Origin of the sequence: Pseudoduganella aquatica (assembly GCF_020865585.1) — a bacterium.
Taxonomy (GTDB): Bacteria; Pseudomonadota; Gammaproteobacteria; order Burkholderiales; family Burkholderiaceae_D; genus Rugamonas; species Rugamonas aquatica_A.
This window is the reverse complement of record NZ_CP086370.1, coordinates 204610-228831: the sequence shown is the minus strand read 5'-3', so window position 1 is coordinate 228831 and position 24222 is coordinate 204610. Positions and strand designations below refer to the sequence as shown.

At 64.5% G+C, this 24222-nt stretch carries 21 protein-coding genes; 18 read left to right on the top strand and 3 right to left on the bottom strand.

From position 1 onward, the window contains the following. Positions 1-21 precede the first annotated feature (21 nt). Entirely contained in the window at positions 22-357 is a 336-nt protein-coding gene (locus KT882_RS00890; RefSeq protein ID WP_161070375.1) for a PadR family transcriptional regulator, read from the top strand. Then, positions 354-896, top strand: a complete 543-nt coding sequence (locus tag KT882_RS00885; protein ID WP_228894125.1) for a DUF2812 domain-containing protein — start codon at positions 354-356, stop codon at positions 894-896. Before KT882_RS00890 ends, KT882_RS00885 begins: the two co-directional genes overlap by 4 nt. Before the next feature lie 5 nt (positions 897-901). Here KT882_RS00885 and KT882_RS00880 read toward each other — a convergent pair whose 3' ends face one another. Further along, complete coding sequence (locus tag KT882_RS00880) at positions 902-3250, bottom strand: Tex family protein (protein WP_228894124.1); 2349 nt, start codon at positions 3248-3250, stop codon at positions 902-904. Positions 3251-3437: 187 nt separating this feature from the next. Between KT882_RS00880 and KT882_RS00875 the strand changes: the two genes are divergently transcribed. The 7 genes from KT882_RS00875 (at position 3438) to KT882_RS00845 (ending at position 17258) form a co-directional block, all read left to right on the top strand. After that, positions 3438-6566 (top strand): DEAD/DEAH box helicase, encoded by a 3129-nt coding sequence (locus tag KT882_RS00875; RefSeq protein ID WP_161070378.1) that lies wholly within the window; start codon positions 3438-3440, stop codon positions 6564-6566. A gap of 3 nt (positions 6567-6569) precedes the next feature. Beyond that, positions 6570-7613, top strand: a complete 1044-nt coding sequence (locus KT882_RS00870) for a PAS domain-containing sensor histidine kinase (protein ID WP_161070379.1) — start codon at positions 6570-6572, stop codon at positions 7611-7613. A 90-nt stretch (positions 7614-7703) separates the two neighbouring features. Continuing rightward, positions 7704-8384, top strand: coding sequence for a response regulator transcription factor (locus tag KT882_RS00865; RefSeq protein ID WP_161070380.1), 681 nt, complete (start codon positions 7704-7706; stop codon positions 8382-8384). Positions 8385-8517: 133 nt separating this feature from the next. Next, entirely contained in the window at positions 8518-10101 is a 1584-nt protein-coding gene (locus KT882_RS00860; RefSeq protein WP_161070381.1) for a methyl-accepting chemotaxis protein, read from the top strand. Between the two features lie 104 nt (positions 10102-10205). Continuing rightward, on the top strand, positions 10206-10916 hold the full coding sequence (locus KT882_RS00855) for a transposase (RefSeq protein ID WP_228894123.1): 711 nt from the start codon (positions 10206-10208) through the stop codon (positions 10914-10916). Positions 10917-11048: 132 nt separating this feature from the next. Next, positions 11049-15770 carry a glutamate synthase-related protein gene (locus tag KT882_RS00850; RefSeq protein ID WP_161070383.1) on the top strand — a complete coding sequence of 1574 codons (4722 nt, stop codon included), beginning with the start codon at positions 11049-11051 and terminating at the stop codon, positions 15768-15770. 24 nt (positions 15771-15794) lie between these two features. Continuing rightward, complete coding sequence (locus KT882_RS00845; protein WP_161070384.1) at positions 15795-17258, top strand: glutamate synthase subunit beta; 1464 nt, start codon at positions 15795-15797, stop codon at positions 17256-17258. A 66-nt stretch (positions 17259-17324) separates the two neighbouring features. Here KT882_RS00845 and mazF read toward each other — a convergent pair whose 3' ends face one another. Both mazF and KT882_RS00835 read right to left on the bottom strand, forming a co-directional pair. Then, a complete protein-coding gene (gene mazF, locus KT882_RS00840) occupies positions 17325-17663 on the bottom strand; it encodes an endoribonuclease MazF (protein ID WP_228894122.1) in 339 nt (112 codons plus the stop codon). After that, positions 17660-17902 carry an AbrB/MazE/SpoVT family DNA-binding domain-containing protein gene (locus KT882_RS00835; RefSeq protein ID WP_161070385.1) on the bottom strand — a complete coding sequence of 81 codons (243 nt, stop codon included), beginning with the start codon at positions 17900-17902 and terminating at the stop codon, positions 17660-17662. The genes mazF and KT882_RS00835 overlap by 4 nt, the downstream gene beginning before the upstream one ends. Before the next feature lie 239 nt (positions 17903-18141). Here KT882_RS00835 and KT882_RS00830 point away from each other — a divergent pair, with 239 nt between their 5' ends. From KT882_RS00830 to KT882_RS00790, 9 genes are all read left to right on the top strand, one after another. Beyond that, complete coding sequence (locus KT882_RS00830) at positions 18142-18945, top strand: ABC transporter ATP-binding protein (protein ID WP_161070386.1); 804 nt, start codon at positions 18142-18144, stop codon at positions 18943-18945. Beyond that, positions 18942-19724: a lipid asymmetry maintenance ABC transporter permease subunit MlaE gene (gene mlaE, locus KT882_RS00825; RefSeq protein WP_161070387.1), complete on the top strand. Its 783-nt coding sequence runs from the start codon at positions 18942-18944 to the stop codon at positions 19722-19724. Before KT882_RS00830 ends, mlaE begins: the two co-directional genes overlap by 4 nt. Positions 19725-19768: 44 nt before the next feature. Continuing rightward, entirely contained in the window at positions 19769-20239 is a 471-nt protein-coding gene (gene mlaD, locus KT882_RS00820; RefSeq protein WP_161070388.1) for an outer membrane lipid asymmetry maintenance protein MlaD, read from the top strand. Between the two features lies 1 nt (position 20240). Next, positions 20241-21056, top strand: coding sequence for an MlaA family lipoprotein (locus KT882_RS00815; RefSeq protein ID WP_161070389.1), 816 nt, complete (start codon positions 20241-20243; stop codon positions 21054-21056). Between the two features lie 32 nt (positions 21057-21088). Further along, a complete protein-coding gene (locus tag KT882_RS00810) occupies positions 21089-21751 on the top strand; it encodes an MlaC/ttg2D family ABC transporter substrate-binding protein (RefSeq protein ID WP_161070390.1) in 663 nt (220 codons plus the stop codon). A 14-nt stretch (positions 21752-21765) separates the two neighbouring features. Then, entirely contained in the window at positions 21766-22107 is a 342-nt protein-coding gene (locus tag KT882_RS00805) for an STAS domain-containing protein (protein ID WP_161070391.1), read from the top strand. A 187-nt stretch (positions 22108-22294) separates the two neighbouring features. Beyond that, entirely contained in the window at positions 22295-23206 is a 912-nt protein-coding gene (locus KT882_RS00800; RefSeq protein WP_228894121.1) for an ABC transporter ATP-binding protein, read from the top strand. Then, positions 23203-23964, top strand: coding sequence for an ABC transporter permease (locus KT882_RS00795; protein WP_161070393.1), 762 nt, complete (start codon positions 23203-23205; stop codon positions 23962-23964). Before KT882_RS00800 ends, KT882_RS00795 begins: the two co-directional genes overlap by 4 nt. 13 nt (positions 23965-23977) lie before the next feature. Next, positions 23978-24214, top strand: a complete 237-nt coding sequence (locus KT882_RS00790) for a BolA family protein (protein ID WP_056400003.1) — start codon at positions 23978-23980, stop codon at positions 24212-24214. The last annotated feature ends 8 nt before the right edge of the window (positions 24215-24222 follow it).

Sequence of the window (24222 nt, the reverse complement as noted above, 5' to 3'; positions counted from 1 at the left end):
AAATACGATACAGGACTGGCGATGCCGGACATTCATTATTCGAAGTATCTGCCCCTGTCGGAAGCGACTTTCTACGTGATGCTGGCGCTCAACGAACCTTTGCACGGCTACGCCATCATGCAGAAGGTGGAAGCGATGAGCGGCGGCAGCGTCACGCTGGGGCCGGGCACGCTGTACGGCGTGTTCGGCACCCTGGAAAAGCAGGCGCTGATCGTCAAGGTGGCGGAGGAGGAGCGGCGCAAGGTGTACGCGCTGACGGAACTGGGCAGGGCCGTGCTGGCGGAGCAGGTGCGGCGCCTGGAAATCATGGTGGGCAATGCACGCGCATTGCTGGACGCGGCTGGGGAGACGAAATGAGCGCAAGCATCGTACGGAAGTACAAACTGTGGTTCGTGTGGCAGGACGAGGAGCACCAGCAGTGGCTGGAGCAGATGGCGCGCGAGGGCCTGCACCTGCGCGATACCAACGCCATCGGCATGCACACCTTTGTGCGCGGCGCGCCGGCCGACATGGTCTACCGCTGGGACGTGCGGAAGGGCACGCCGGACTACCTGCAGCTGTTCCGAGACGCGGGCTGGGAGCACGTGGCCAGCACGGTGGGCTGGCACTGCTGGCGCAAGGCGCGCCAGCCGGGCGCGACGCCCGAAATCTTCACCGACACGGCCGGCAAGCTGGCCAGGAACGGCCGCATCCTGCTGCCGCTGGGCCTGGCGCTGATTGCGCAAGTGCCGATGATCGCTTCCCACCGCAACTACCTGGCGGCGCTGGCCGGCCAGGACGCCGCCTTCCAGGGCACCGCGCTGGCGGCGCTGTGGCTGGGCGCCGCCGTCTCGCTGCTATGCCTGTTCGGCTGCATCAAGCTCGGCCTGCGCATGGCCGCGCTCAAGCGCCTGTAAAGCGCCTAGCCGCGCAGCTTGGCGAAGGCGGCGGCCATGGAGCCGGCGATGGCCGGTTCGCGGCTTTGGCTTTTTTGCTGCTGCCCCATGGCGCGGCGGTCGCCGCGGTCGGCGCGCTGCTCGGGCTTGCTGCCGGCGGCCGGCGCGCTGTCGCTCAGGCGCATGGTCAGCGCGATGCGCTTGCGCTTGGGGTCGACTTCCAGCACTTTCACCTTCACCACCTGGCCGGCTTTCACCACCGTGTGCGGGTCTTTCACGAAGGTGTTGGACAGCGCGGAGATGTGCACCAGGCCGTCCTGGTGCACGCCGATGTCGACGAAGGCGCCGAAGGCGGCCACGTTGGTGACCACGCCTTCCAAAATCATGTCCGGACGCAGATCGCTGATTTCCTCCACGCCGTCCTTAAAGGTGGCGGTGGTGAACTCGGGGCGCGGGTCGCGGCCGGGCTTTTCCAGTTCCTTCAGGATGTCGGTCACGGTCGGCACGCCGAATTTGTCGTCCGCGTACTTGGCCGGGTTCAGCGACTTGATCAGGCCGCTGTCGCCGATCACGCCCTTGATGTCTTTCTTGATATCGCCCAGGATTTTTTCCACCAGCGGGTAGGATTCCGGGTGCACCGCCGAGGCGTCCAGCGGGTTGTCGCCGCCCACCACGCGCAGGAAGCCGGCCGCCTGTTCAAAGGTCTTGTCGCCCAGGCGCGGCACGTTCTTCAGGCCGGCGCGCGAGGTGAAAGCGCCCTTGCTGTCGCGGTAGGTGACGATGCTTTGCGCCACGCTGGCCGACAGGCCGGACACGCGCGCCAGCAGCGGCGCCGAGGCGGTGTTGACGTCCACGCCCACCGCGTTCACGCAATCCTCCACCACGGCGTCCAGCGAGCGCGCCAGCTGGGACTGGCTCACGTCGTGCTGGTACTGGCCCACGCCGATGGATTTCGGGTCGATCTTCACCAGCTCGGCCAGCGGGTCCTGCAGTCGGCGCGCAATCGACACGGCGCCGCGGATGGACACGTCCAGGTCCGGCAGCTCGCGCGAGGCGAATTCGGAGGCCGAGTACACCGACGCGCCCGCTTCGGACACGACGATCTTGGTCAGCTTCTGTTCCGGCAGCATCTTGATCAGATCCTGCGCCAATTTGTCGGTTTCGCGCGAGGCGGTGCCGTTGCCGATGGAGATCAGCGACACATTGTGCTTGGCGGCCAGCTTGCTCAGCGTATGCAAGGCGCCATCCCAGTCGTTGCGCGGCTGATGCGGGTAGATGGTGGCATGTTCGACGACTCTGCCGGTGGAATCGACCACGGCCACCTTCACGCCGGTGCGCAGGCCGGGGTCCAGGCCCATGGTGGCGCGCTGGCCGGCCGGGGCCGCCAGCAGCAGGGCTTTCAGGTTGGTGGCGAAGACATTGATGGCGTCGGTCTCGGCACGTTCGCGCAGCGCGCCCATCAGTTCGCTTTCCAGGTGCATAAAGCTCTTCACGCGCCAGGTCCAGCGCGCCGTGTCGGCCAGCCATTTGTCGGCCGGGCGGCCGGCGTTCTTGATGCCGAAACGGGCCGAGATGCGGCTTTCGCAGGGATTGTGCGGCGCGTCCCACTTCGGTTTCTCGGCTTCCGTGTCCAGGCGCAGGGTCACATCCAGAATGCCTTCGCGGCGGCCGCGCAGCAGCGCCAGGGCGCGGTGCGAGGGCACGGTGCCTATGGTTTCCGAGTAGTCGAAGTAATCGGCGAATTTTTCGCCTTCCTCCTGCTTGCCTTCCACGACTTTGGACTCAACTATACCGTGATCGGTCACATATTCGCGCAGCGACTGCAGCAGCGTGGCGTCCTCGGCGAAGCGCTCCATCAGCACCTGGCGCGCGCCGTCCAGCGCCGCCTTGGTGTCGGCCACGCCCGGATTGTTGCCGTCCGGCGTGGTGAACGGCTCGCGCAGATAGGCGGCGGCTTCCGTTTCAGGCGTCAGTTCCGGGTTGGCCAGCAGGGCGTCGGCCAGCGGCATCAGGCCCGCTTCGATGGCGATCTGGGCCTTGGTGCGGCGTTTTTGCTTGTAGGGAAGATACAAGTCTTCCAGGCGGGTCTTGTCCTCGGCGTGCATGACGGCGTCCAGCAGGGCCGGCGTCATTTTGTTCTGCTCGGTGATCGAGGCCACGATGGCGGCGCGGCGGTCCTCCAGCTCGCGCAGATAGCGCAGGCGCTCCTCCAGCAGGCGCAGCTGGATATCGTCCAGGCCGCCGGTGGCTTCCTTGCGGTAGCGCGCGATAAAGGGCACGGTGGCGCCTTCGTCCAGCAGGGCGACGGCGGCGGCAACCTGGGCCGGCTTGGCGGCCAGTTCGATGGCAAGGCGTTGTTCGATGGTAGGCAGCATGAGCGGATTCCTGTGGTGACCAGGCCGGAATCATACTCAAACCCGGCCCATGCGCCAAATGCTACGCCCTATGTTGGAAGAAACACAAACAAGAGTTCGGCTAAACCGGATAATATTGCATGTTGCAGTTTTTGAACCGCCTTCAAACCGTCATCGATCAGTAATATTTGTACAGATAATGCGCACTATGGATTTGACCCGCGACGAAACCCGCGAAACCCCCACCGCTCCCGCCCCGGCCCCCGCTCCGGCATCGGCGCCTGCTCCGCAGCTGCCCTATGCCGTGGCCACCTGGCTGCAGCGGGTGGACGCTGCTGCGCATCCGAAAGCCAAGCTGCTGGCCGCCGAACCCGATCCCAAGCAGGCGCAGCCCCAGTACAAACTGATTTACGTGCTGGCGCCCACCAGCGGCGGCCGCCACGTGGCGCTGTGCCTGTACAAGGCGCGCCTGCGGCCTAACGGCGACGTGGCCGCCGCCACCCCGGTGAGCGAAGTGTTCTCGCTGCTGTCGGCCCCGCCCAGCTTCCTGGCGGCCGGCGATGACGATTTGATACGTTTCTTCGTTGCCATGCGCAGCGGCCCGAATTCCCAGACCGGCACCGCCACCGAGCCGCGCGGCAAGATAGGCGCGGCCCTGCTGACCATGCTGGCCGAGCAGGACAAGCTGCTGTGGGCCAATTCCTGGGCCGACGTGGGCAACGGCCTGGTCTATCCGATGAAGTTCGGCCCCCTGCGCCAGGCCAACCTGGCGTGGCGCGAGGAGGGCAAGGGCCTGCGCCTGGGCTGGGCGGTGGAGCCGCCCGAGGGCGCGCGCCACCACGGCGCCGACCAGATCGACTACATGCTGCCGACCGAACCGCCGTGGTATATCGACAACCTGTCGTGCGGCGAGCTGTTCCTGAACCAGGGCGGCGCCGAGATTCCGCTGGCCGAGCTGCAGGCGCTGGTGGCGCAGGCGCCATTGCTCACCAGTAACGACAAACTGCGCGTGTCCCAGCTGCTGCTGGCCCACGGCCTGCAGCAGCTGATGCCGCTGCCGCAGCCGCTGCCGCAGCGCATCCGCCAGGACGTCAAGCCGCGCCCCATCCTGGTGCTGGACGCGGCCATGCTGTCGGACGGCAGCACCCAGCGCTGGCACGACTACGCGGTGCTGTCCTATGACTACGACGGCGAGCGCGTCTCCTTCGACCCCTCGCAGCGCGTGGTGCGCCAGCGCGGCGAGGTCACCGAGGTGATACAGCGCGACGAGCAGGCCGAGGCGGACGCCCTGGCCACCTTGAACGCGCTCGGCTTCCGCAAGCCCGGCGCGCTGCCGCTGTCGAGCGTGCGCGGCGGCCTGTTGCTGGCCGGCCAGGCCGACTGGCTGCGCTTCGCCGCCGACGGCGTGGACGAGTTGCTGGCCCAGGGCTGGCAGGTGGAAAAATCGGCCAAGTACCGCTATGACGTGAGCGCGGTGGACGGCTGGTACGCCGAGGTGGAGCCGGACGAGGCCGACGGCGGCAACGCCTGGTTCGACCTGGAACTGGGCATCACGGTCGACGGCGAGCGCATTCCGCTGCTGCCGGTGCTGGTGCACATGATACGCAACGCCCCGCTGGACTTCAGCCTGAAGACGCTGGCCGGCCATGCCGAGGAAGACCAGATGCTGGCCACGCTGCCCGACGGCACCCGCGTGGCGCTGCCGTGGAACCGGGTCAAGCCCATCCTGGCAACGCTGGGCGAGCTGTACTTCAACGACAAGATCAAGCATGCCGTCCACATGGCCACGCTGGACGCGGCCCGCCTGGACGAGCTGGCCCGCAGCGTCGACTTCGAGTGGACCGGCGGCGAGGAATTGCGCGACATGGGCCGCAAGCTGAACCAGTTCACCACGGTGAAGCGAGTGCCCACTCCGGCTGGACTGCGCGCCACGCTGCGCGATTACCAGGCCGACGGCCTGGCATGGATGCAGTTCCTGCGCGAATACAACCTGGCCGGCATCCTGGCCGACGACATGGGCCTGGGCAAGACGGTGCAGACCCTGGCCCACATCCTGGTGGAAAAAGAGGCCGGCCGGCTGACGCATCCGGTGCTGGTCATCGCGCCGACCAGCCTGATGGGCAACTGGCAGGACGAGGCCGCGCGCTTCGCGCCGGACCTGCGCGTGCTGCTGCTGCAAGGCAAGGACCGCATGCAGCAGTTCGAGCAGATCCAGCAGTCCGACCTGGTGCTGACCACCTACGCGCTGCTGCCGCGCGACGAGGAAAAGCTGCGCGAGCAGGAATTCCACATGGTGATCCTGGACGAGTCGCACTACATCAAGAACACCCGCTCCAAGGCGGCCCAGAGCGCCGGCCTGCTGAAGGCCAGGCACCGGCTGTGCCTGTCCGGCACGCCGCTGGAGAACCACCTGGGCGAGCTGTGGTCGCAATTCCATTTCCTGCTGCCAGGCCTGCTGGGCGACGAGAAATCGTTCAACGCCCAGTTCCGCCACCCCATCGAGCGCCAGGACGATCCGCAGCGCCGCGCGCTGCTGAACCGCCGCATCAAGCCTTTCCTGCTGCGCCGTACCAAGGACAATGTGGCCAAGGAACTGCCGGCCAAGACCGAGATGGTGCGCAAGGTGGAGCTGACCGGCGCCCAGCGCGACCTGTACGAGACCGTGCGCCTGGCCATGGACCAGAAAGTGCGCGAGGAAATCGACCGCAAGGGCGTGGCGCGCAGCCAGATCGTCATTTTGGAAGCGCTGCTCAAGCTGCGCCAGGTGTGCTGCGACCCGCGCCTGGTGAAGTCGCTGCCGTCGAAAAAGCAGACCGCCGGTTCGGCCAAGCTGACCGATTTGATGCAGATGGTGGAGGATTTGCTGGAAGAAGACCGCAAGATCCTGGTGTTTTCGCAGTTCACCTCGATGCTGGAGCTGATCGAGGAGGAGCTCGAGCTGCGCGACATCCCGTATGCGCTGCTGACCGGCGAGACCAAGGACCGCAGCGCCCAGGTGGCCGCCTTCCAGCAGGGCGCGGTGCCGATCTTCCTGATCAGCCTGAAAGCCGGCGGCGTGGGCCTGAACCTGACGGCGGCCGACACCGTTATCCACTACGACCCGTGGTGGAACCCGGCGGCCGAGAACCAGGCCACCGACCGCGCCTGGCGCATCGGGCAGGACAAGCCGGTGTTCGTGTACAAGCTGATCGCCAAAGGCACGCTGGAGGAGAAGATCCAGGTGCTGCAGCAGAAAAAGTCCGACCTGGCGCAATCCATCCTGGCCGAGGGCGAATCGCAGAAGATGGCGCTGACGCAGGAAGACCTGCAGCAGATCTTCGCACCGCTGGCGGACTAGGCCATGGACAGCGCCGGCGAACTGCACAAACTCATACTCGACCACAGCAGCGAAGTCCACTTCCTGCTGGACCTGCGGGACGGCAGCCACGGCCGCATCCAGTACCTGAGTCCGGCGGCCGGGCGCCGCTTCGGCTACACGCTCGAGCAGGTACAGGCGCTGTCGGACCAGCTGGTGCACGACCTGCCGCTGCGCCTGGAGCGCTTTGCCGCCGGCGAGCGCAGCCGCGTGCGCGTCACGCGCGAGCTGGACCTGCCGCACGCGGACGGCCATCTGATCCCGGTGGAAATCGAGTCCGCGCTGGTGCTGGACCCGGTCGGCAGCCCCATCGCGCTGGCCGGCTCGGTGCGCGACGTGAGCGAGCGCCGGGACTGGCAGGCGCAGCAGAAGAAGTTCGCCTCCATGCTGTCGCACGAGTTCCGCACCCCGCTGTCCACCATAGACGGCGCCATCCAGCGCCTGGAGATGACGGGCGCGCACCACGACGAGGCCACCCGCAAGCGCTACACCAAGATCCAGTCGGCGGTCGACCGCCTGCTGGGCATGCTGGACGAATACCTGTCGCCCGAGCGCATGGCCAGCATAGGCCGCAAACGCCAGCCGAACGAGGTGTCGCCGCTGGCGCTGCTGGAGAATGCCGCCGAGCAGGCCAGTCCGCGCCGCGCCACCGTCCGCGTGGTGGACCAGGGCCTGCCGCAGTGGATGCGCTGCGATCCCGCCGGCATGCGCCTGGTGCTCGATATCTTGCTCGACAATGCTATTAAATACACGGAAGATGGCTGCGAGATAACGCTTGTCGGCAAAAAAGCAACAGAAGGCGGCATAGAGTTGTCGGTATCGGACCTGGGGGCTGGCATACCGGAGGACGAAGTCGGTAAGCTGTTCGAGAAGGGCTTCCGTGGCCGTGACGCCGCCGGCACGCCGGGCTCCGGCCTGGGCTTGTACATGGCGCGCGCGGTGGTGGAAGTCCATGGCGGCACGCTGACAGTGGAAAATTTTGCTGAAAGCGGCAAGAAATTTCGGATTTGGCTGCCTGTACCGGCGTGAGCCGGGAAAAACCTTGCGCCGCGCGATTGCAACCGTGATAATTCTCGCACGCAAGCTTCGGCTTGCAACCATTTTGAGATTGGCGCATCAATGACGCAAATACTGATCGTGGAAGACAATCTGGACTACGCCGAAGAAATGGCGGAGTTCCTGACTGAGCTTGAACACGAAGTCCACATCACCAACAACGCCGGCGACATGTGGTCGGCCCTCAGCCAAGGCAACGTTGGCGTGGTGGTGCTCGACCTGGGCCTGCCCGACGAGGACGGCTTCAACGTCATTCCGCGCATGCGCCAGCTATACCCGCACATCGGCCTGCTGGTGCTGACCGGCCGCGTGGCCTTCGACAACCGCATCCTGGGCCTGCGCCTGGGCGCCGACCATTATCTGACCAAGCCCATCAAGTTCCCGGAACTGGCCGCCCATATCGAGGCGCTGGACCGCCGCGTCGGCCCGCAAGAGCCCGCGCCCGTGATCAACAAGTGGACGCTGAAAGTCAGCGCCCGCCTGCTGGAGCTGCAGGGCCAGGCCATCACGCTGACTGAAAAAGAGTGCAACTTCCTGCACCTGCTGACGATTAACACCCGTCCGGTGCCGCGCCAGGTCATCGTGGCCGGCATAGGCGGCGACGATCCGGACGCCGGCCGCCGCGTGGACATGCTGGTGTACCGCCTGCGCAAGAAGGCGCGCAGCGGCCTGGGCGAGGACCTGCCCCTGCGCAGCGCCTACGGCGAAGGCTACAGCTTGTCCGCCAGCTTCAATCTCTCCTGAGTATGTGACGCCGCCGGTGCGCGGCGTGACATTTCGATAGTTTCCAGTAGTCACTTTTCATCTACTATGGGTTTCCAGGCGCCGCCTGTGGTCCGGGTGTGGTTGCGGCGCGTCCTCACGGGAGACGGGTGTGATGAAACTACGGAATCTGAAAATCGGTACGCGCCTCGGCGGCGGCTTTGGCGTCGTCATGCTGATGATGCTGTTGATGGCGGCGGCGGGCATCTGGCGCCTGCAGACGGTGGGGCAGCTGAGCGAGGAGATGGTCGGCAGCGCCATGCTCAAGGAGCGCCTGACCGCCGAGTGGCACAACCTGATCAGCGTCAGCGGCGTGCGCGTCATCGCCTTTGCGCGCAATACCGAGCAGGTGGAATCGAAGGCCGAAGCCGATAAGGCCGCCGCCACCCGCGCGCGCGTCAACGCCATCCAGAAGCAATTGGAGCCCCTGCTGTCCAGCGGCGAGGAATTGCGCCTGCTCGAGGCCGTGGCGGTGGTGCGCAAGCGCTACGCCGCCACCCGCGACGCGGTGTTCGCCCTTAAAAAGGGCGGCGACGCCGACGGCGCCCGCAGCATGGTCGAGAGCCAGCTGGAGCCGCAGTTCGCGGCTTACCAGGAGGCCGTCGAGCGCATCGGCCAGCACGAGGCCGGGGTCGGCCGCGTGCTGGCGGCCCAGGTGCAGCAGCAGTTCCGCGACGGCCGCCTGTTCCTGCTGGTCACGGCCGGCGGCGTGCTGCTGCTGGGCAGCTGGTTCGCCGTCATGCTGACGCGTTCGATCACGGCGCCGCTGGGGCAGGCGGTGCGCGTGGCGCAAACCGTGGCGGCCGGCGACCTGAGCAGCGATATCGCGGTCGCCAGCCGCGACGAAACCGGCCAGTTGCTGCAGGCGCTGAAGGACATGAACGCCAGCCTGGTGCGCATCGTCGGCCAGGTGCGCGGCGGCACCGAGACCATCGCCACCGCGTCCGGCGAGATCGCCAGCGGCAACCTGGACCTGTCGGCGCGCACCGAGCAGCAAGCCAGTTCGCTGCAGCAGACCGCTTCCTCCATGGAGGAGCTGACCGCCACCGTCAAGCAGAACGGCGACAATTCGCGCCAGGCCCACACGCTGGCGCTGTCCGCCTCGGACGTGGCGCAGCGCGGCGGCGCAGTGGTCAGCCAGGTGGTCGACACCATGGGCTTGATCAACGCGTCCGCGCACAAAATCGTCGACATCATCGCCGTCATCGACGGCATCGCTTTCCAGACCAATATCCTGGCCTTGAACGCGGCGGTGGAAGCGGCCCGCGCCGGCGAGCAGGGCCGCGGCTTCGCCGTGGTGGCCTCCGAGGTGCGCAACCTGGCCCAGCGCAGCGCGGCGGCGGCGCGCGAAATCAAGGTGCTGATAGGCGATTCGGTGGAAAAAGTGTCCACCGGGGCGCGGCTGGTGAACCAAGCCGGCAGCACCATGGAGGAAATCGTGGTCAACGTGCAGCGCGTGAGCGACATCATCGGCGAGATCACGGCCGCCAGTGTGGAGCAGACCAGCGGCATCGAGCAGATCAACCGCGCCATTTCGCAAATGGACCAGGTGACGCAGCAGAACGCCGCCCTGGTCGAGGAAGCCGCCGCCGCCGCCGCCGCCCTGCAGGACCAGAGCCAGGCGCTGGCCTATGCCGTGAGCGTGTTCCGGCTGGCCGGGCAGCCGTCCCGTCAGCGCGCCCTGGCCGTGCCTTCATAAAAAGGGACAGAGTCGGGCCGATTTTTCCGCGTGGCGGAATAAATGGGGACATAGTGGAGGGAATGCGGTAGTATCGTGCTTCCAATACTACCTTCCTGCTTGTTATGGCCCGCTTACCCCGCCTTATCGTCCCTTTCCAGCCCCACCACGTGGTCCAGCGCGGCCTGAACGGCCAGGCCATGTTCCAGGACGCCGACGACTACACGGCCTTCCTCGGCTGGCTGCGCAGCGCCGCCAAAAACTGGAAAGTGGCCGTGCACGCCTATGTATTGACGCCGAACGAGCTGCATTTCCTGCTCACGCCCTGCGACGAGGACGGGCTGGGCCTGATGATGCAGTGGATAGGCCGCTACTACGTGCCCTACTTCAACCAGAAATACGGCCGCTCCGGCACGCTGTGGCAGGGCCGCTACAAAACCTCTGTCATCGACGCCGAGACCTATCTGATGAGCAATAGCCGCTATATCGAGTTCCTGCCGGTGCGCTGCGGGCTGGCGGGGCGGCCGGAGGACTACGCCTGGTCCAGCTACGCCCACCACACCGGCGTGCGCTCCGATCCGGTGGTGACCGACCATGCCCTGTACTGGGCGCTGGGAAATACCCCTTTCCAGCGCGAAGCCGCCTACCAGGAGCTGGCGGGCGCAGACCTGTCGGCCGAGCAGATCGCCATTGTGGAGGGGGCCGTGCTCAAAGGCTGGCCGCTGGGTTCGGAGCGCTTCAAGACCGAGCTGCAAAACCGCGTCAAACGCCAGGTATTGCCCGCCAAGCGCGGCCGCCCGTTCAAGAAAACCGTGCCTGCCGAGAGCGAGGACTGACTATGTCCCTAATTAATTTTTAAAAGAAGGCGTGGTGATTTAATTCGACTCCGACCCTAATTGTTCTTGTTGAGTTTTTTTGTGCATTGCACTACTCTGAGCTTTCGATAGTTATCAGCAGTGGAGAAACGCATGATTTCGCAAGGTTTGTACGACCCAGCCAATGAACATGATGCCTGCGGCGTCGGTTTTGTCGCCCACATCAAGGGCAATAAGAGCCACTCGATCGTGGAACAGGGTCTGCTGATCCTGAAGAACCTGGATCACCGGGGTGCGGTCGGCGCGGACGCGCTGATGGGCGACGGCGCCGGCATCCTGATCCAGATCCCGGACCAGTACTACCGCGACGAAATGGCCAAGCAGGGCGTGGAACTGCCGCCGCCAGGCGAATACGGCGTGGGCATGGTCTTCCTGCCCAAGGAAAACGCGTCCCGCATCGCTTGCGAACAGGAAATCGAGCGCGCCGTGCGCATCGAAGGCCAGGTCGTGCTGGGCTGGCGCAATGTGCCGGTGGACTACGACATGCCCATGTCGCCCACCGTGCGCGCCAAAGAACCCATCATCCGCCAGATCTTCATCGGCCGCGGCCCGGACATCATGGTCACCGACGCGCTGGAGCGCAAACTGTATGTGATCCGCAAATCGTCCGGCCACGCCATCCAGGCGCTGAAACTGATCCACGGCAAGGAATTCTTCGTGCCGTCGATGTCGGCCCGCACCGTGGTCTACAAAGGCCTGCTGCTGGCCGACCAGGTGGGCGTCTACTATAAAGACCTGCAGGATCCGCGCTGCATCTCGGCGCTGGCGCTGGTGCACCAGCGTTTCTCCACCAACACCTTCCCGGAATGGCCGCTGGCCCACCCTTACCGCCTGATCGCCCACAACGGCGAGATCAACACCGTCAAGGGCAACTTCAACTGGATGCGCGCCCGCGAAGGCGTGATGAAGTCGGCCGTGCTGGGCGAAGACCTGCAGAAGCTGTTCCCGCTGATCTATGAAGGCCAGTCGGACACCGCCTGCTTCGACAACGCGCTGGAACTGCTGCTGATGGCGGGCTACCCGCTGGCGCAAGCGATGATGATGATGATCCCCGAGGCGTGGGAAAACCACACCCTGATGGACGACAACCGCAAGGCATTCTACGAATACCATGCGGCCATGATGGAACCATGGGACGGCCCGGCCGCCATGGCCTTCACCGACGGCCGCTACATCGGCGGCACGCTGGACCGGAATGGCCTGCGTCCTGCGCGCTACATCATCACCGACGACGACCTGGTGGTGATGGCGTCGGAATCCGGCGTGCTGCCGATTCCCGAGTCGAAAATCATCCAGAAATGGCGTTTGCAGCCGGGCAAGATGTTCCTGATCGACCTGGAAGCCGGCCGCATCATCGACGACAAAGAGCTGAAAGACACCTACGCCAACGCCAAGCCTTATAAAGCCTGGATCAACGCGGTGCGCATCAAGCTCAACGAAATCAAGCTGAGCGAAAGCCAGCAGGCGCACAACCGCATCAAGTACAGCGCCGCGCCGGGCGAAAAAGCCGTCGCGTCCGTGCTGGACCGCCAGCAAGCCTTCGGCTACACCCAGGAAGACCTGCGCTTCCTGATGGCGCCCATGGCCGCCGCCGGCGAGGAAGCCACCGGCTCCATGGGCAATGACTCGCCGCTGGCCGTCATGTCCAACAAGCTGAAACCGCTGTACAACTACTTCAAGCAGCTGTTCGCCCAGGTGACCAACCCGCCGATCGACCCGATCCGCGAAGCCATGGTGATGTCGCTGGTGTCCTTCATCGGCCCGAAACCGAACCTGCTGGACACCAACAACGTCAACCCGCCCATGCGCCTGGAAGTGTCGCAGCCCATCCTGGGCTTCGACGACATGGCCCGCCTGCGCGGCATCTCCCTGCATACCGGCGGCAAGTTCAAGTCCTATGAGCTGAACATCTGCTACCCGCTGGCCTGGGGCAAGGAAGGCGTGGAAGCCTGCCTGGCCTCGCTGTGCGCGGAAGCCGTGGACGCGGTGAAATCCGGCCACAACATCCTGATCGTGTCGGACCGCTCCGTCGGCCCGGACCGCGTGGCGATCCCGGCGCTGCTGGCCACCTCCACCATCCACCAGCACCTGGTGTCGAAAGGCCTGCGCGCCTCGACCGGCCTGGTGGTGGAAACCGGCTCGGCCCGCGAGACCCACCACTTCGCGCTGCTGGCAGGCTACGGCGCGGAAGCCGTCCATCCCTACCTGGCGATGGAAACGCTGATGGAACTGGCGCACGAAATGTCGGGCGACCTGTCCGGCGAGCAAGCCATCTACAACTACACCAAGGCCATCGGCAAGGGCCTGATGAAGGTCATGTCCAAGATGGGCATCTCGACCTATATGTCCTACTGCGGCGCGCAGATCTTCGAGGCTATCGGCCTGAACAAGTCGCTGGTGGACAAATACTTCAAGGGCACCGCCTCCAACGTGGAAGGCATCGGCGTGTTCGAAGTGGCGGAAGAAGCGCTGCGCCTGCACAACCTGGCTTTCGGCAACGATCCGCTGCTGAAGGAAGCGCTGGACGCGGGCGGCGAATACGCCTTCCGCATCCGCGGCGAAGACCACCTGTGGACCCCGGACGCGATCGCCAAGCTGCAGCACTCGACCCGCTCGAACAGCTACTCGACCTATAAAGAGTACGCGCAAATCATCAACGACCAGACCAAGCGCCACCTGACGCTGCGCGGCCTGTTCGAGTTCAAGCTGGACCCGACCAAAGCCATCCCGCTGGACGAGGTGGAACCGGCCAAGGAAATCGTCAAGCGCTTCGCCACCGGCGCCATGTCGCTGGGCTCGATCTCGACCGAAGCGCACGCCACGCTGGCCGTGGCGATGAACCGCATCGGCGGCAAGTCGAACACCGGCGAAGGCGGCGAGGATCCGGCGCGCTACACCCGCGAACTGAAGGGCATCCCGATCAAGCAGGGCGAAACCATGGCGTCCGTGGTGGGCAAAGAGCAGATCGTGGTCGACATTCCGCTGCAGGAAGGCGACTCCATGCGTTCGCGCATCAAGCAGGTGGCGTCGGGCCGCTTCGGCGTCACCGCCGAGTACCTGAACTCGGCCGACCAGATCCAGATCAAGATGGCGCAGGGCGCCAAGCCGGGCGAGGGCGGCCAGCTGCCGGGCCATAAAGTGTCCGAATACATCGCCCAGCTGCGCTTCTCAGTGCCGGGCGTGGGCCTGATTTCGCCGCCGCCGCACCACGACATCTACTCGATCGAAGATCTGGCACAGCTGATCCACGACCTGAAGAACGTCAATCCGCGCGCGTCGATCTCGGTCAAGCTGGTGTCGGAAGTCGGTATCGGCACCGTGGCCGCGGGCGTGACCAAGGCCAAGGCCGACCACGTGGTCGTCGCTGGCCATGACGGCGGCACCGGCGCTTCGCCGCTGTCCTCGGTCAAGCACGCCGGCACCCCATGGGAGCTGGGCCTGGCTGAAACCCAGCAGACGCTGGTGCTGAACGGCCTGCGCAGCCGCATCCGCGTCCAGGCCGACGGCCAGATGCGTACCGGCCGCGACGTGGTCATCGCCGCCATGCTGGGCGCCGACGAGATCGGCTTCGCCACCGCGCCGCTGGTGGTGGAAGGCTGCATCATGATGCGCAAATGCCACCTGAACACCTGCCCGGTGGGCGTGGCCACGCAGGATCCCGTGCTGCGCGCCAAGTTCCAGGGCAAGCCCGAGTACGTGGTGAACTACTTCTTCTTCGTTGCCGAAGAAGCGCGCCAGCTGATGGCCCAGCTGGGCATCCGCAGCTACGACGAGCTGATCGGCCGCGTCGACCTGCTGGACAAGTCCAAAGCCATCACGCACTGGAAGGCGCAGGGCCTGGACTTCAGCAACATCTTCTACCAGCCGCAAGTGCAGAACAACCAGGCCATCCGCCACGTGGAAGACCAGGACCACGGCCTGGACAAGGCGCTGGACCACAAGCTGATCGCGCAAGCCAAGGCCGCGCTGGAGAAGGGCGAACGCGTGTCCTTCATCTCGCCGGTGAAGAACCTGAACCGCACCGTGGGCACCATGCTGTCGGGCGAAGTGGCCAAGCGCTACGGCCACGCCGGCCTGCCGGACGACACCATCCACATCCAGCTGCAAGGCACGGCCGGCCAGTCCGCCGCCGCCTTCCTGGCGCACGGCATTACGCTGGACCTGGTGGGCGAGGGCAACGACTACGTGGGCAAGGGCTTGTCGGGCGGCCGCATCATCGTGCGTCCAAACACCGAGTTCCGCGGCTGGGCCGTGAACAACATCATCATTGGCAACACCGTGCTGTACGGCGCGATTGCCGGCGAAGCCTTCTTCAACGGCGTGGCCGGTGAACGCTTCGCGGTGCGCAACTCCGGCGCCACCACGGTGGTCGAAGGCGTGGGCGACCACGGCTGCGAATACATGACCGGCGGCACCGTGGTGGTGCTGGGCGCCACCGGCCGCAACTTCGCGGCGGGCATGTCGGGCGGCATCGCCTATGTGTACGATCCGGACGGCGATTTCGCGCAGAAGTGCAACCCGTCCATGGTCAGCCTGGAAGCCGTGCTGCCTGCCTCCGAGCAGAAGCTGGACCAGAAGACCTGGCACGCGCAGCACCGCGACGGCGAGGCCGAGGCGGACGAGGTCATCCTCAAGCGCCTGATCGAGCGCCACTTCAAGCACACCGGCAGCACCCGTGCCCGCCTGTTGCTCGACAACTGGGCCGAAGGCCGCGCCAAGTTCGTGAAAGTGTTCCCGAACGAGTACAAGCGCGCGCTGATCGAGATGGCTGAGAACGCAGCCCTGGAAATGGAAACCCAGGCCATCGCTGCCTGATCTGGACAAGAATAAGGAAACATCGTGGGTAAAATCACCGGCTTCATGGAATTCAAGCGTCAGGAAGAGAGCTATCTGGCTCCCGAGGCGCGCCTGAAAAACTACAAGGAATTCGTGCTCCACCTGAGCAACGACCAGGCCAAAGTGCAGGGCGCGCGCTGCATGGACTGCGGCATCCCGTTCTGCAACAACGGCTGCCCGGTCAACAACATCATTCCGGACTGGAATGACCTGGTTTATCGCGGCAACTACCGCGACGCGCTGGACGTGCTGCACTCGACCAACAACTTCCCCGAGTTCACCGGCCGCATCTGCCCGGCGCCGTGCGAATCGGCCTGTACCCTGGGCATCAGCGACGATCCGGTCGGCATCAAGTCGATCGAGCACAAGATCATCGACGAAGGCTGGGCGCACGGCTGGGTTGTTCCCCAGCCGGCCGGCTTCAAGACCGGCAAGAAGGTGGCCGTGGTCGGTTCCGGTCCTGCCGGCCTGGCCGCTGCCCAGCAGCTGGCGCGCGTGGGCCATGCCGTGACGGTGTTCGAAAAGAGCGACCGCATCGGCGGCCTGCTGCGCTACGGCATTCCCGACTTCAAGATGGAAAAGTCGCATATCGACCGCCGCGTCGAGCAGATGCAGGCCGAAGGCGTGACCTTCCGCACCAGCGTGCTGATCGGCAAGGACTTCCCGGCCAACGTCAACAACTGGGCCAAGGAAACCATCTTCCCTGAAGACCTGGAAAAAGAATTCGACGCCGTCATCCTGGCCGGCGGCGCGGAGCAGCCGCGCGACCTGCCGGTGCCTGGCCGCGAGCTCAAGGGCGTGCACTTCGCCATGGACTTCCTGCCGCAGCAGAACAAGGTCAACGCAGGCGACAAGGTGAAAGACCAGATCAAGGCCACCGGCAAGCACGTGGTGGTGATCGGCGGCGGCGACACCGGTTCCGACTGCGTGGGCACCTCCAACCGCCAGGGCGCCGCCTCGGTGAACCAGTTCGAGCTGATGCCCATGCCGCCCGAGCAGGAAAACAAGCCCCTGGTCTGGCCGTACTGGCCGACCAAGCTGCGCACCTCGTCCTCGCACGACGAAGGCTGCGAGCGCGACTGGGCGGTGGCCACCAAGCGCCTGGAAGGCAAGGGCGGCAAGGTCGAGAAGCTGATCGCTTGCCGCGTGGAGTGGAAGGACGGCAAGATGACCGAAGTGCCGAATTCCGAATTTGAAATGAAGGCCGACCTGGTGTTCCTGGCCATGGGTTTCGTGTCGCCGGTGCAGAACATCCTGGACGCCTTCAGCGTCGACAAGGATGCGCGCGGCAACGCCAAGGCCGCCACCGAGGGCGACAACAGCTACAAGACCTCGGTCCCGAAAGTGTTTGCAGCGGGCGACATGCGCCGTGGCCAGTCCCTGGTGGTCTGGGCCATCCGCGAAGGCCGCCAGTGCGCCCGCGCAGTCGACGAATTCCTGATGGGCTCGTCCGACCTGCCGCGCTGATTCCCAAGTAGTGGTTTTCACTCCCACCGGAGCACGACGGGCGATCCTCGTTGGCTCCGGTTTTTTTTATAGCCGCAGCAGGGTTTTGATTTTGGCGCGGATCTGGCCCATCTCGGCGGCGCTGGCCTTGCCTTTATGTTCCGCCTTGCGGGTCTGCCAGTCCACGTTTTTTACCTGGTCCGCCAGTGCGGCGCCGGTTGCGCCCATGCCGGTCAGGGCGACTTCAAATGGATAGCCTTTGATTTGACTGACCGGCACGCAGACCAGCAAGCCGGCGCGCAGATTGTAGGATTTTGGCGACAGGACGACGGCAGGGCGGCGGCCGGCCTGTTCGTGGCCGCTTTGCGGGGTGAAGTTCATCCAGACGATGTCGCCTTCGTCCGGGACGTAGGCGGTGCCGGTCACAGCAGCTCTTTGCCTTGCGGCGCGCCGGTATCGACCTCGCCGTGGCGGTTTTCCGGCGTGATGCCTTCAAGCAGGTCATCAAGCAGATAGATGGGCGCCGCCGCTTCGATAATGACGCGCCCATGCTCAGCGCGCACGTCAACGGCTTGGTCGACTGCCAGATTGGCGGCTTCCATCACCGCTGCGGGCAACCGGACCGCCGTGCTGTTGCCCCACTTCTTGAGTACTTGCCTTGCCATGGCATCGCTCCTGTAGAAACAGATGTAGATACTTCAGTGTAGGCCATGGCTGCAGCGAGATCAAACAGCGCTCGCTGTTGCTGCGTTGCAGCAATTCACATACCTTTCCAGATGTGTTGCTGACTTTCTGGTTATTAATGTTGTATTATTTGCCTCTTGTCTCCCTCTCCCGGAGGAGCTCTCAGCAGAGGTTGGCGTTTCTGCACTACAATACGGGATTCAAAAAAGTGAGCGTGGTCGTGCCGAATCTAGTCGAAATCCGTGATTTACACTTCTCCTATGGAAAAAGGTCCATCCTGTCGGGCCTCCAGATGGACTTCCCGCGCGGGAAGGTGGTGGCGGTGATGGGCGGCTCCGGCAGCGGCAAAACCACGGTGCTGCGCCTGATCGGCGGCCAGATCCGCCCGTCCAAGGGCCACGTGTCGGTGGACGGCCAGATTGTTCACAAATTGAAGACCGACGACCTGTATCTGCTGCGCCGCAAAATGGGCATGCTGTTCCAGCACGGCGCGCTGTTTACCGACCTTTCCGTGTACGAAAACGTGGCCTTCCCGCTGCGCGAGCACACCGACCTGCCGGAAGAACTGATACGCGACCTGGTGCTGATGAAGCTGCACGCCGTGGGCCTGCGCAACGCCGCCAAGCTCAAGCCGGGCGAGATCTCCGGCGGCATGGCGCGCCGCGTGGCCCTGGCGCGCTCCATCGCGCTGGACCCGCAACTGATTATGTACGATGAGCCGTTCGCCGGCCTGGACCCGATATCGATGGGCGTGACCGCCAACCTGATCCGCAACCTGAACGACGCGCTCGGCTCGACCACCATCCTGGTCTCGCACGACGTGAAGGAATCTTTCCACATCGCCGACCACGTGTATTTCCTGTCGCAAGGCAAAATCGTCGCGCACGGCACGCCGGACGAGATGATGGCCTCCTCCGACCCCTACGTGAAGCAGTTCGTGCACGCCGAGGCCGACGGCCCCGTGCCCTTCCACTACCCGGGCAAGTCCCTGGCGGCCGATCTCGGCCTGAAGGAGCGCGCATGATCGCCGGTCTGCTGGAGCGCCTGGGCATCTGGGTACGCGAACACATCGAAGGCGTCGGCTACGCGACACGCACCTTCTTCTACATGCTGGGCGTGTCGCCCGGCCTGCTGCGCCGTCCGCGCCTCATCATCGAGCAATTGCACTTCATCGGCAATTATTCCATGCTCATCATCACGCTGTCCGGCCTCTTCGTCGGCATGGTGCTGGGCCTGCAGGGCTATTACACGCTGAACAAATACGGCGCCGAGCAGTCGCTCGGCCTGCTGGTGGCGCTGGGCCTGACGCGCGAACTGGGGCCGGTCATCACCGCGCTGCTGTTCGCCGGCCGCGCCGGCACCTCGCTGACGGCGGAGATCGGCCTGATGAAGGCCGGCGAGCAGCTGTCGGCCATGGAAATGATGGCGGTCAACCCCGTGCAGCGCGTGCTGGCGCCCCGTTTCTGGGCCGGCGTGATCGCCGTGCCGGTGCTGGCGTCCATTTTCAGCGCCGTGGGCATCTTCGGCGGCTACCTGGTCGGCGTGCAGCTGATCGGCGTGGACGAGGGCGCGTTCTGGTCGCAAATGCAGGGCGGCGTGGATATCTGGAAAGACGTGTTCAACGGATTCGCCAAGAGCATCGTGTTTGGCGTGGCCATCACCTTCATTTCGCTGTACCAGGGCTATGAGGCCCGCCCCACGCCGGAAGACGTGGCCGGCGCCACCACCCGCACCGTGGTGATTTCGTCCCTGATGATCTGGTGGCTGGACTTCATGCTGACGGCTTTGATGTTTAGCAAATAACGGCACCGTGCGCCGAAGAAATAAAAACAAGTTAGGATAGTGTTATGCAACGTAAATCTCTGGATCTGTGGGTGGGTTTGTTTGTCGTGCTGGGCGTGGCCGCACTGGCCTTCCTGGCGCTCAAGGCCGGCAATGCGAGTTCGCTGTCGTTCGCCCCGACATATGAAGTGACCGCCAAGTTCGACAATATCGGCAGCCTGCGCGAGCAGGCCGCAGTCAAGGCGTCCGGCGTGGTGGTGGGCCGCGTGGCCCGCATCCGCTTCGACGACAAGTCCTATAAAGCGCTGGTGACCCTGAATATGGAAACCGGCTACGCCTTCCCGAAAGACAGCTCGGCCAAGATCCTGACGGCCGGCCTGCTGGGCGAGCAATATATCGGCATCGAAGCCGGCGGCGACACCAACAACCTGGTGGCGGGCGACAAGATCGCGCGCACCCAGTCGGCCGCCGTGCTGGAAGACCTGATCAACCAATTCATCTACAGCAAAGCAGCTGAAGGAAAGGATGGCAAATAATATGAGCGCATCGACCAAGTTCCGTCACCTGGCATTGACTGTAGCGGCTGCCGCCGTGCTGACCGGCTGCGCCGGCCCCAACCCGCGCGACCCCTACGAGGGCTTCAACCGCAGCATGTTCAAGTTCAACGACACGGTGGACCAGGCCGCGCTGAAACCGGCCGCCACCGCCTACAAGAACGTGCTGCCGTCCTTCGTGCAGACCGGCGTGAGCAACTTCTTCGGCAATCTGTCGGACGTGTGGACCGCCGCCAACGGCTTTATGCAAGGCAAGGGCGAGCAGGGCATGTCGGACGTGATGCGCGTGGCGCTGAACTCCACCTTCGGCCTGCTGGGCGTGCTCGACATCGCTTCCGAAGCGGGCCTGAAGAAGCATAACGAAGATTTCGGCCAGACCCTGGGCTACTGGGGCGTGCAATCCGGTCCCTACCTGATGCTGCCGCTGCTGGGTCCGTCCACCGTGCGCGACACCGTGGCGCTGCCGCTGGACATCAAGGCCGACCCATGGGGCTACAAAGATCCTGTCAACGTGCGCAACATCGGCAGCGTTACCCGCGTGATCGACAAGCGCGCCAGCCTGCTGGATGCCACCAGCCTGATGGAAGAAGCCGCGCTGGACCGCTATGAGTTCGTGCGTGATAGTTTCCTGCAGGCACGTGAAAGCAAGGTCAACGACGGCGACGGTCCGCGCGGCGGCAAGGATAAGGACAAGGCCAAGCCGGCCGCCGCCGATGCCGAAAACGGCAACGAGGCGGCGCCTGCCACTGGCGAGGCTATAATGGCGGCACCGGCTGCGGATAAGAACGCCAGCCTGTGAGCCCGAAGCAAACACTATAAGGTTAAACAGAGATGAAATTGATAAAACAACTTTTCGCCTTCGCCACGGTCGCTTTCGCGTCCGCGGCCTTCGCCGCCGCTGCGCCCGCGGCCGCCCCGGCCGGCAATGAAGCGCCGGACGTGCTGGTCAAGCGCATCAGCCAGGACGTGCTGGACACCGCCAAGGCCGACAAGGAAATCCAGGCCGGCAACCAGAAGCGCGTGATGGACCTGGTGGAAACCAAGATCCTGCCTTACGTCGACTTCCAGCGCATGACTTCGCTGGCCGCCGGCCGCTACTGGCGCGAAGCGAGCCCGGAACAGCAGAAGCAGCTGTCCACCGAGTTCCGTTCGCTGCTGATCTTCACCTACTCGGGCGCCCTGTCCCAGGTGAAAAACGAAACCATCGAATTCAAGCCCCTGCGCGCCGATCCTAGCGACACCGAAGTGGAAGTGCGTTCCCAGGTCAACGTGGCCCGCGGCGAGCCGATTCCGCTGAACTACCGCGTGGCCAAGTCGCCTACCGGCTGGAAGATCTACGACATCAACGTGCTGGGCGCGTGGCTGGTCGAGACCTACAAGAGCACCTTCGCCTCGGAAATCACCAAGGGCGGCATCGACGGCCTGATCAAGACCTTGTCCGAAAAGAACAAGAAGCTGGCCAGCCGCCCGATCAAGGCTGCTTCCGCTAAATAATCGACCGAAAAACCATGTCCGCATCCACCGACACCATGCAATCCCTCACGTCCCTGACCGTGTCCAACGCCACCGTGGCGCTGGAGCAGGGCGTGGCGGCGATCCGCGCCGGCCAGGCCGTGTTCGACCTGAGCAAGGTGGAGGCGGTCGATTCGGCCGCCGTGTCGGTGCTGCTGGCGTGGCAGCGCGCCGCGCAGGAAGCGGGCCTGGCGCTCGAGCTGAAAAACCTGCCGGCCAACCTGAAAAGCCTCACCAAGCTGTACGGCGTGTGCGCGCTGGTATCGCCCTCGCTGGCCGAATGCGGCCCAAGCAGCAGCCCGGCGGCCGACGTGCCGCAGCATCACCACCATCATTGACCCCCGCCATACCCCCGCGCAGTACCGCAGCACCCGTATCAGCAGTTTCCCGGTCCGTCGTGGCCGAGTCCATTTTCCAATATAATTGACCGTTGCCGTTGCCTGAGTGCCACGGCATATCGCACCTCCGGGTCTCGTGCCCTTCCCGCGACGGTCACCGTGCCGTAGCCAAAACATAAAGCCAAGCATGACAGCAATCCAAATCAGCAATGTCGAAAAGCGCTACAAGTCGCTGCAGGCACTGGGCGGCGTCTCCCTCACCATCGAGGAGGGCGAATTCTTCGGCCTGCTCGGCCCCAATGGTGCCGGAAAAACCACACTTATCTCCATCATCGCGGGCCTGATCCGTCCCGACGCGGGCAAGGTCAGCATCCACGGCCACGACGTCACGGGCGACTTCCGCGCCGCGCGCAAGAAGCTCGGCGTGGTGCCGCAGGAACTGGTGTTCGACCCCTTCTTCACCGTGCGCGAAACGCTGCGCCTGCAGTCCGGCTACTTCGGCCTGCCGAACAACGACAAGTGGATCGACGAGGTGATGGAAAACCTCGACCTGACCGGCAAGGCCGACGTGAATATGCGCGCCCTGTCCGGCGGCATGAAGCGCCGCGTGCTGGTGGCGCAGGCGCTGGTGCACAAGCCGCCCGTCATCGTGCTCGACGAGCCGACCGCCGGCGTGGACGTGGAACTGCGCCAGACGCTGTGGAAATTCATCTCGCGCCTGAACCGCGAAGGCCACACCGTGGTGCTCACCACCCACTACCTGGAAGAAGCGCAGGCCATGTGCAAGCGCGTCGCCATGCTGAAGACCGGCAAGGTGGTGGCGCTGGACACCATGTCCGCGCTGATACGCCGCATTTCCGGCTCCTCGCTGATCCTGCACCTGAAAAACGGCACGCTGCCGGAAGACTTGCGCCACCTGGTCACGCATCCTGAAGAAGCGGCGCAGGGCAAGTACAGCCTGCGCATCAACGAAGTGAGCGAAGTGGAGCCCATCCTGGCGCGCGTGCGCGAGAGCGGCGCCGCCATCGACGAGATGCAGCTGCAGAACGCCGACCTGGAAGACATCTTCCTGCAAATTATGGACAAGGGCGCATTATGATTTCGACCGGCTTCCGCACCCTCGTTTACAAAGAGACGCTGCGCTTCTACAAAGTCGCTACGCAAACCGTGGCCGCGCCCATCCTCACCGCCATGCTTTACCTGCTGATCTTCGGCCATGTGCTCGAAGGCCGCGTGCAGGTGTATCCGGGCGTGAGCTACACGGCCTTCCTGATTCCCGGCTTGGTGATGATGAGCGTGCTGCAGAACGCCTTCGCCAATTCCTCGTCCTCGCTGATCCAGTCCAAGATCACCGGCAACCTGGTGTTCGTGCTGCTCACGCCCCTGTCGCACTGGGAGATCTTCTCGGCTTATGTGATCGCGGCCATGGTGCGCGGCATCGTGGTGGGCGCGGGCGTGTTCATCGTCACCGCCTGGTTCGCCAATATGAGCTTCGTGGCGCCGCTGTGGATACTGGTGTTCGCGCTGCTGGGCGCCGCCATCCTGGGCACCATGGGCCTGATCGCCGGCATCTGGGCCGAGAAATTCGACCAGCTGGCCGCGTTCCAGAACTTCCTGATCATGCCGCTGACCTTCCTGTCCGGCGTGTTCTACTCGATCCACTCGCTGCCGCCGTTCTGGCTCACCGTGTCGCACCTGAACCCGTTCTTCTACATGATAGACGGCTTCCGCCACGGCTTCTTCGGCCAGAGCGACGTCAACCCCTTCATCAGCCTCGGCATCGTCGGCGCCTTCCTGGCCGTGCTGTCGATGCTGGCTATACGTTTATTGAGCAGCGGATACCGCCTGCGCCACTGATAGGACCAACACCATGACCACGACTCCAGAAGCAATCCACGGCTACATCAAGGCCGGCCTCGAATGCACCCACCTCGAAGTGGAGGGCGACGGCCAGCACTTCCAGGCCGTGATCGTCTCGCCGGCGTTTGCCGGCAAGCGCCCCATCCAGCGCCACCAGCTGGTGTACGCGGCGCTGGGCGACCGCATGCGCGAAGAAATCCACGCGCTGTCGATGAAAACGCTGACCCCGGAAGAATACAAAGGCTAAGGACACAC

What these genes read in the sequence shown, in the direction of transcription:
- KT882_RS00890 (WP_161070375.1), top strand. Translation starts at nt 22, where the DNA reads ATGCCGGACATTCATTATTCGAAGTATCTGCCCCTGTCGGAAGCGACT.
- KT882_RS00885 (WP_228894125.1), top strand. Translation starts at nt 354, where the DNA reads ATGAGCGCAAGCATCGTACGGAAGTACAAACTGTGGTTCGTGTGGCAG.
- KT882_RS00880 (WP_228894124.1), bottom strand. Translation starts at nt 3,250, where the DNA reads ATGCTGCCTACCATCGAACAACGCCTTGCCATCGAACTGGCCGCCAAG.
- KT882_RS00875 (WP_161070378.1), top strand. Translation starts at nt 3,438, where the DNA reads ATGGATTTGACCCGCGACGAAACCCGCGAAACCCCCACCGCTCCCGCC.
- KT882_RS00870 (WP_161070379.1), top strand. Translation starts at nt 6,570, where the DNA reads ATGGACAGCGCCGGCGAACTGCACAAACTCATACTCGACCACAGCAGC.
- KT882_RS00865 (WP_161070380.1), top strand. Translation starts at nt 7,704, where the DNA reads ATGACGCAAATACTGATCGTGGAAGACAATCTGGACTACGCCGAAGAA.
- KT882_RS00860 (WP_161070381.1), top strand. Translation starts at nt 8,518, where the DNA reads ATGAAACTACGGAATCTGAAAATCGGTACGCGCCTCGGCGGCGGCTTT.
- KT882_RS00855 (WP_228894123.1), top strand. Translation starts at nt 10,206, where the DNA reads ATGGCCCGCTTACCCCGCCTTATCGTCCCTTTCCAGCCCCACCACGTG.
- KT882_RS00850 (WP_161070383.1), top strand. Translation starts at nt 11,049, where the DNA reads ATGATTTCGCAAGGTTTGTACGACCCAGCCAATGAACATGATGCCTGC.
- KT882_RS00835 (WP_161070385.1), bottom strand. Translation starts at nt 17,902, where the DNA reads ATGGCAAGGCAAGTACTCAAGAAGTGGGGCAACAGCACGGCGGTCCGG.
- mlaE (WP_161070387.1), top strand. Translation starts at nt 18,942, where the DNA reads ATGATCGCCGGTCTGCTGGAGCGCCTGGGCATCTGGGTACGCGAACAC.
- mlaD (WP_161070388.1), top strand. Translation starts at nt 19,769, where the DNA reads ATGCAACGTAAATCTCTGGATCTGTGGGTGGGTTTGTTTGTCGTGCTG.
- KT882_RS00815 (WP_161070389.1), top strand. Translation starts at nt 20,241, where the DNA reads ATGAGCGCATCGACCAAGTTCCGTCACCTGGCATTGACTGTAGCGGCT.
- KT882_RS00810 (WP_161070390.1), top strand. Translation starts at nt 21,089, where the DNA reads ATGAAATTGATAAAACAACTTTTCGCCTTCGCCACGGTCGCTTTCGCG.
- KT882_RS00805 (WP_161070391.1), top strand. Translation starts at nt 21,766, where the DNA reads ATGTCCGCATCCACCGACACCATGCAATCCCTCACGTCCCTGACCGTG.
- KT882_RS00800 (WP_228894121.1), top strand. Translation starts at nt 22,295, where the DNA reads ATGACAGCAATCCAAATCAGCAATGTCGAAAAGCGCTACAAGTCGCTG.
- KT882_RS00795 (WP_161070393.1), top strand. Translation starts at nt 23,203, where the DNA reads ATGATTTCGACCGGCTTCCGCACCCTCGTTTACAAAGAGACGCTGCGC.
- KT882_RS00790 (WP_056400003.1), top strand. Translation starts at nt 23,978, where the DNA reads ATGACCACGACTCCAGAAGCAATCCACGGCTACATCAAGGCCGGCCTC.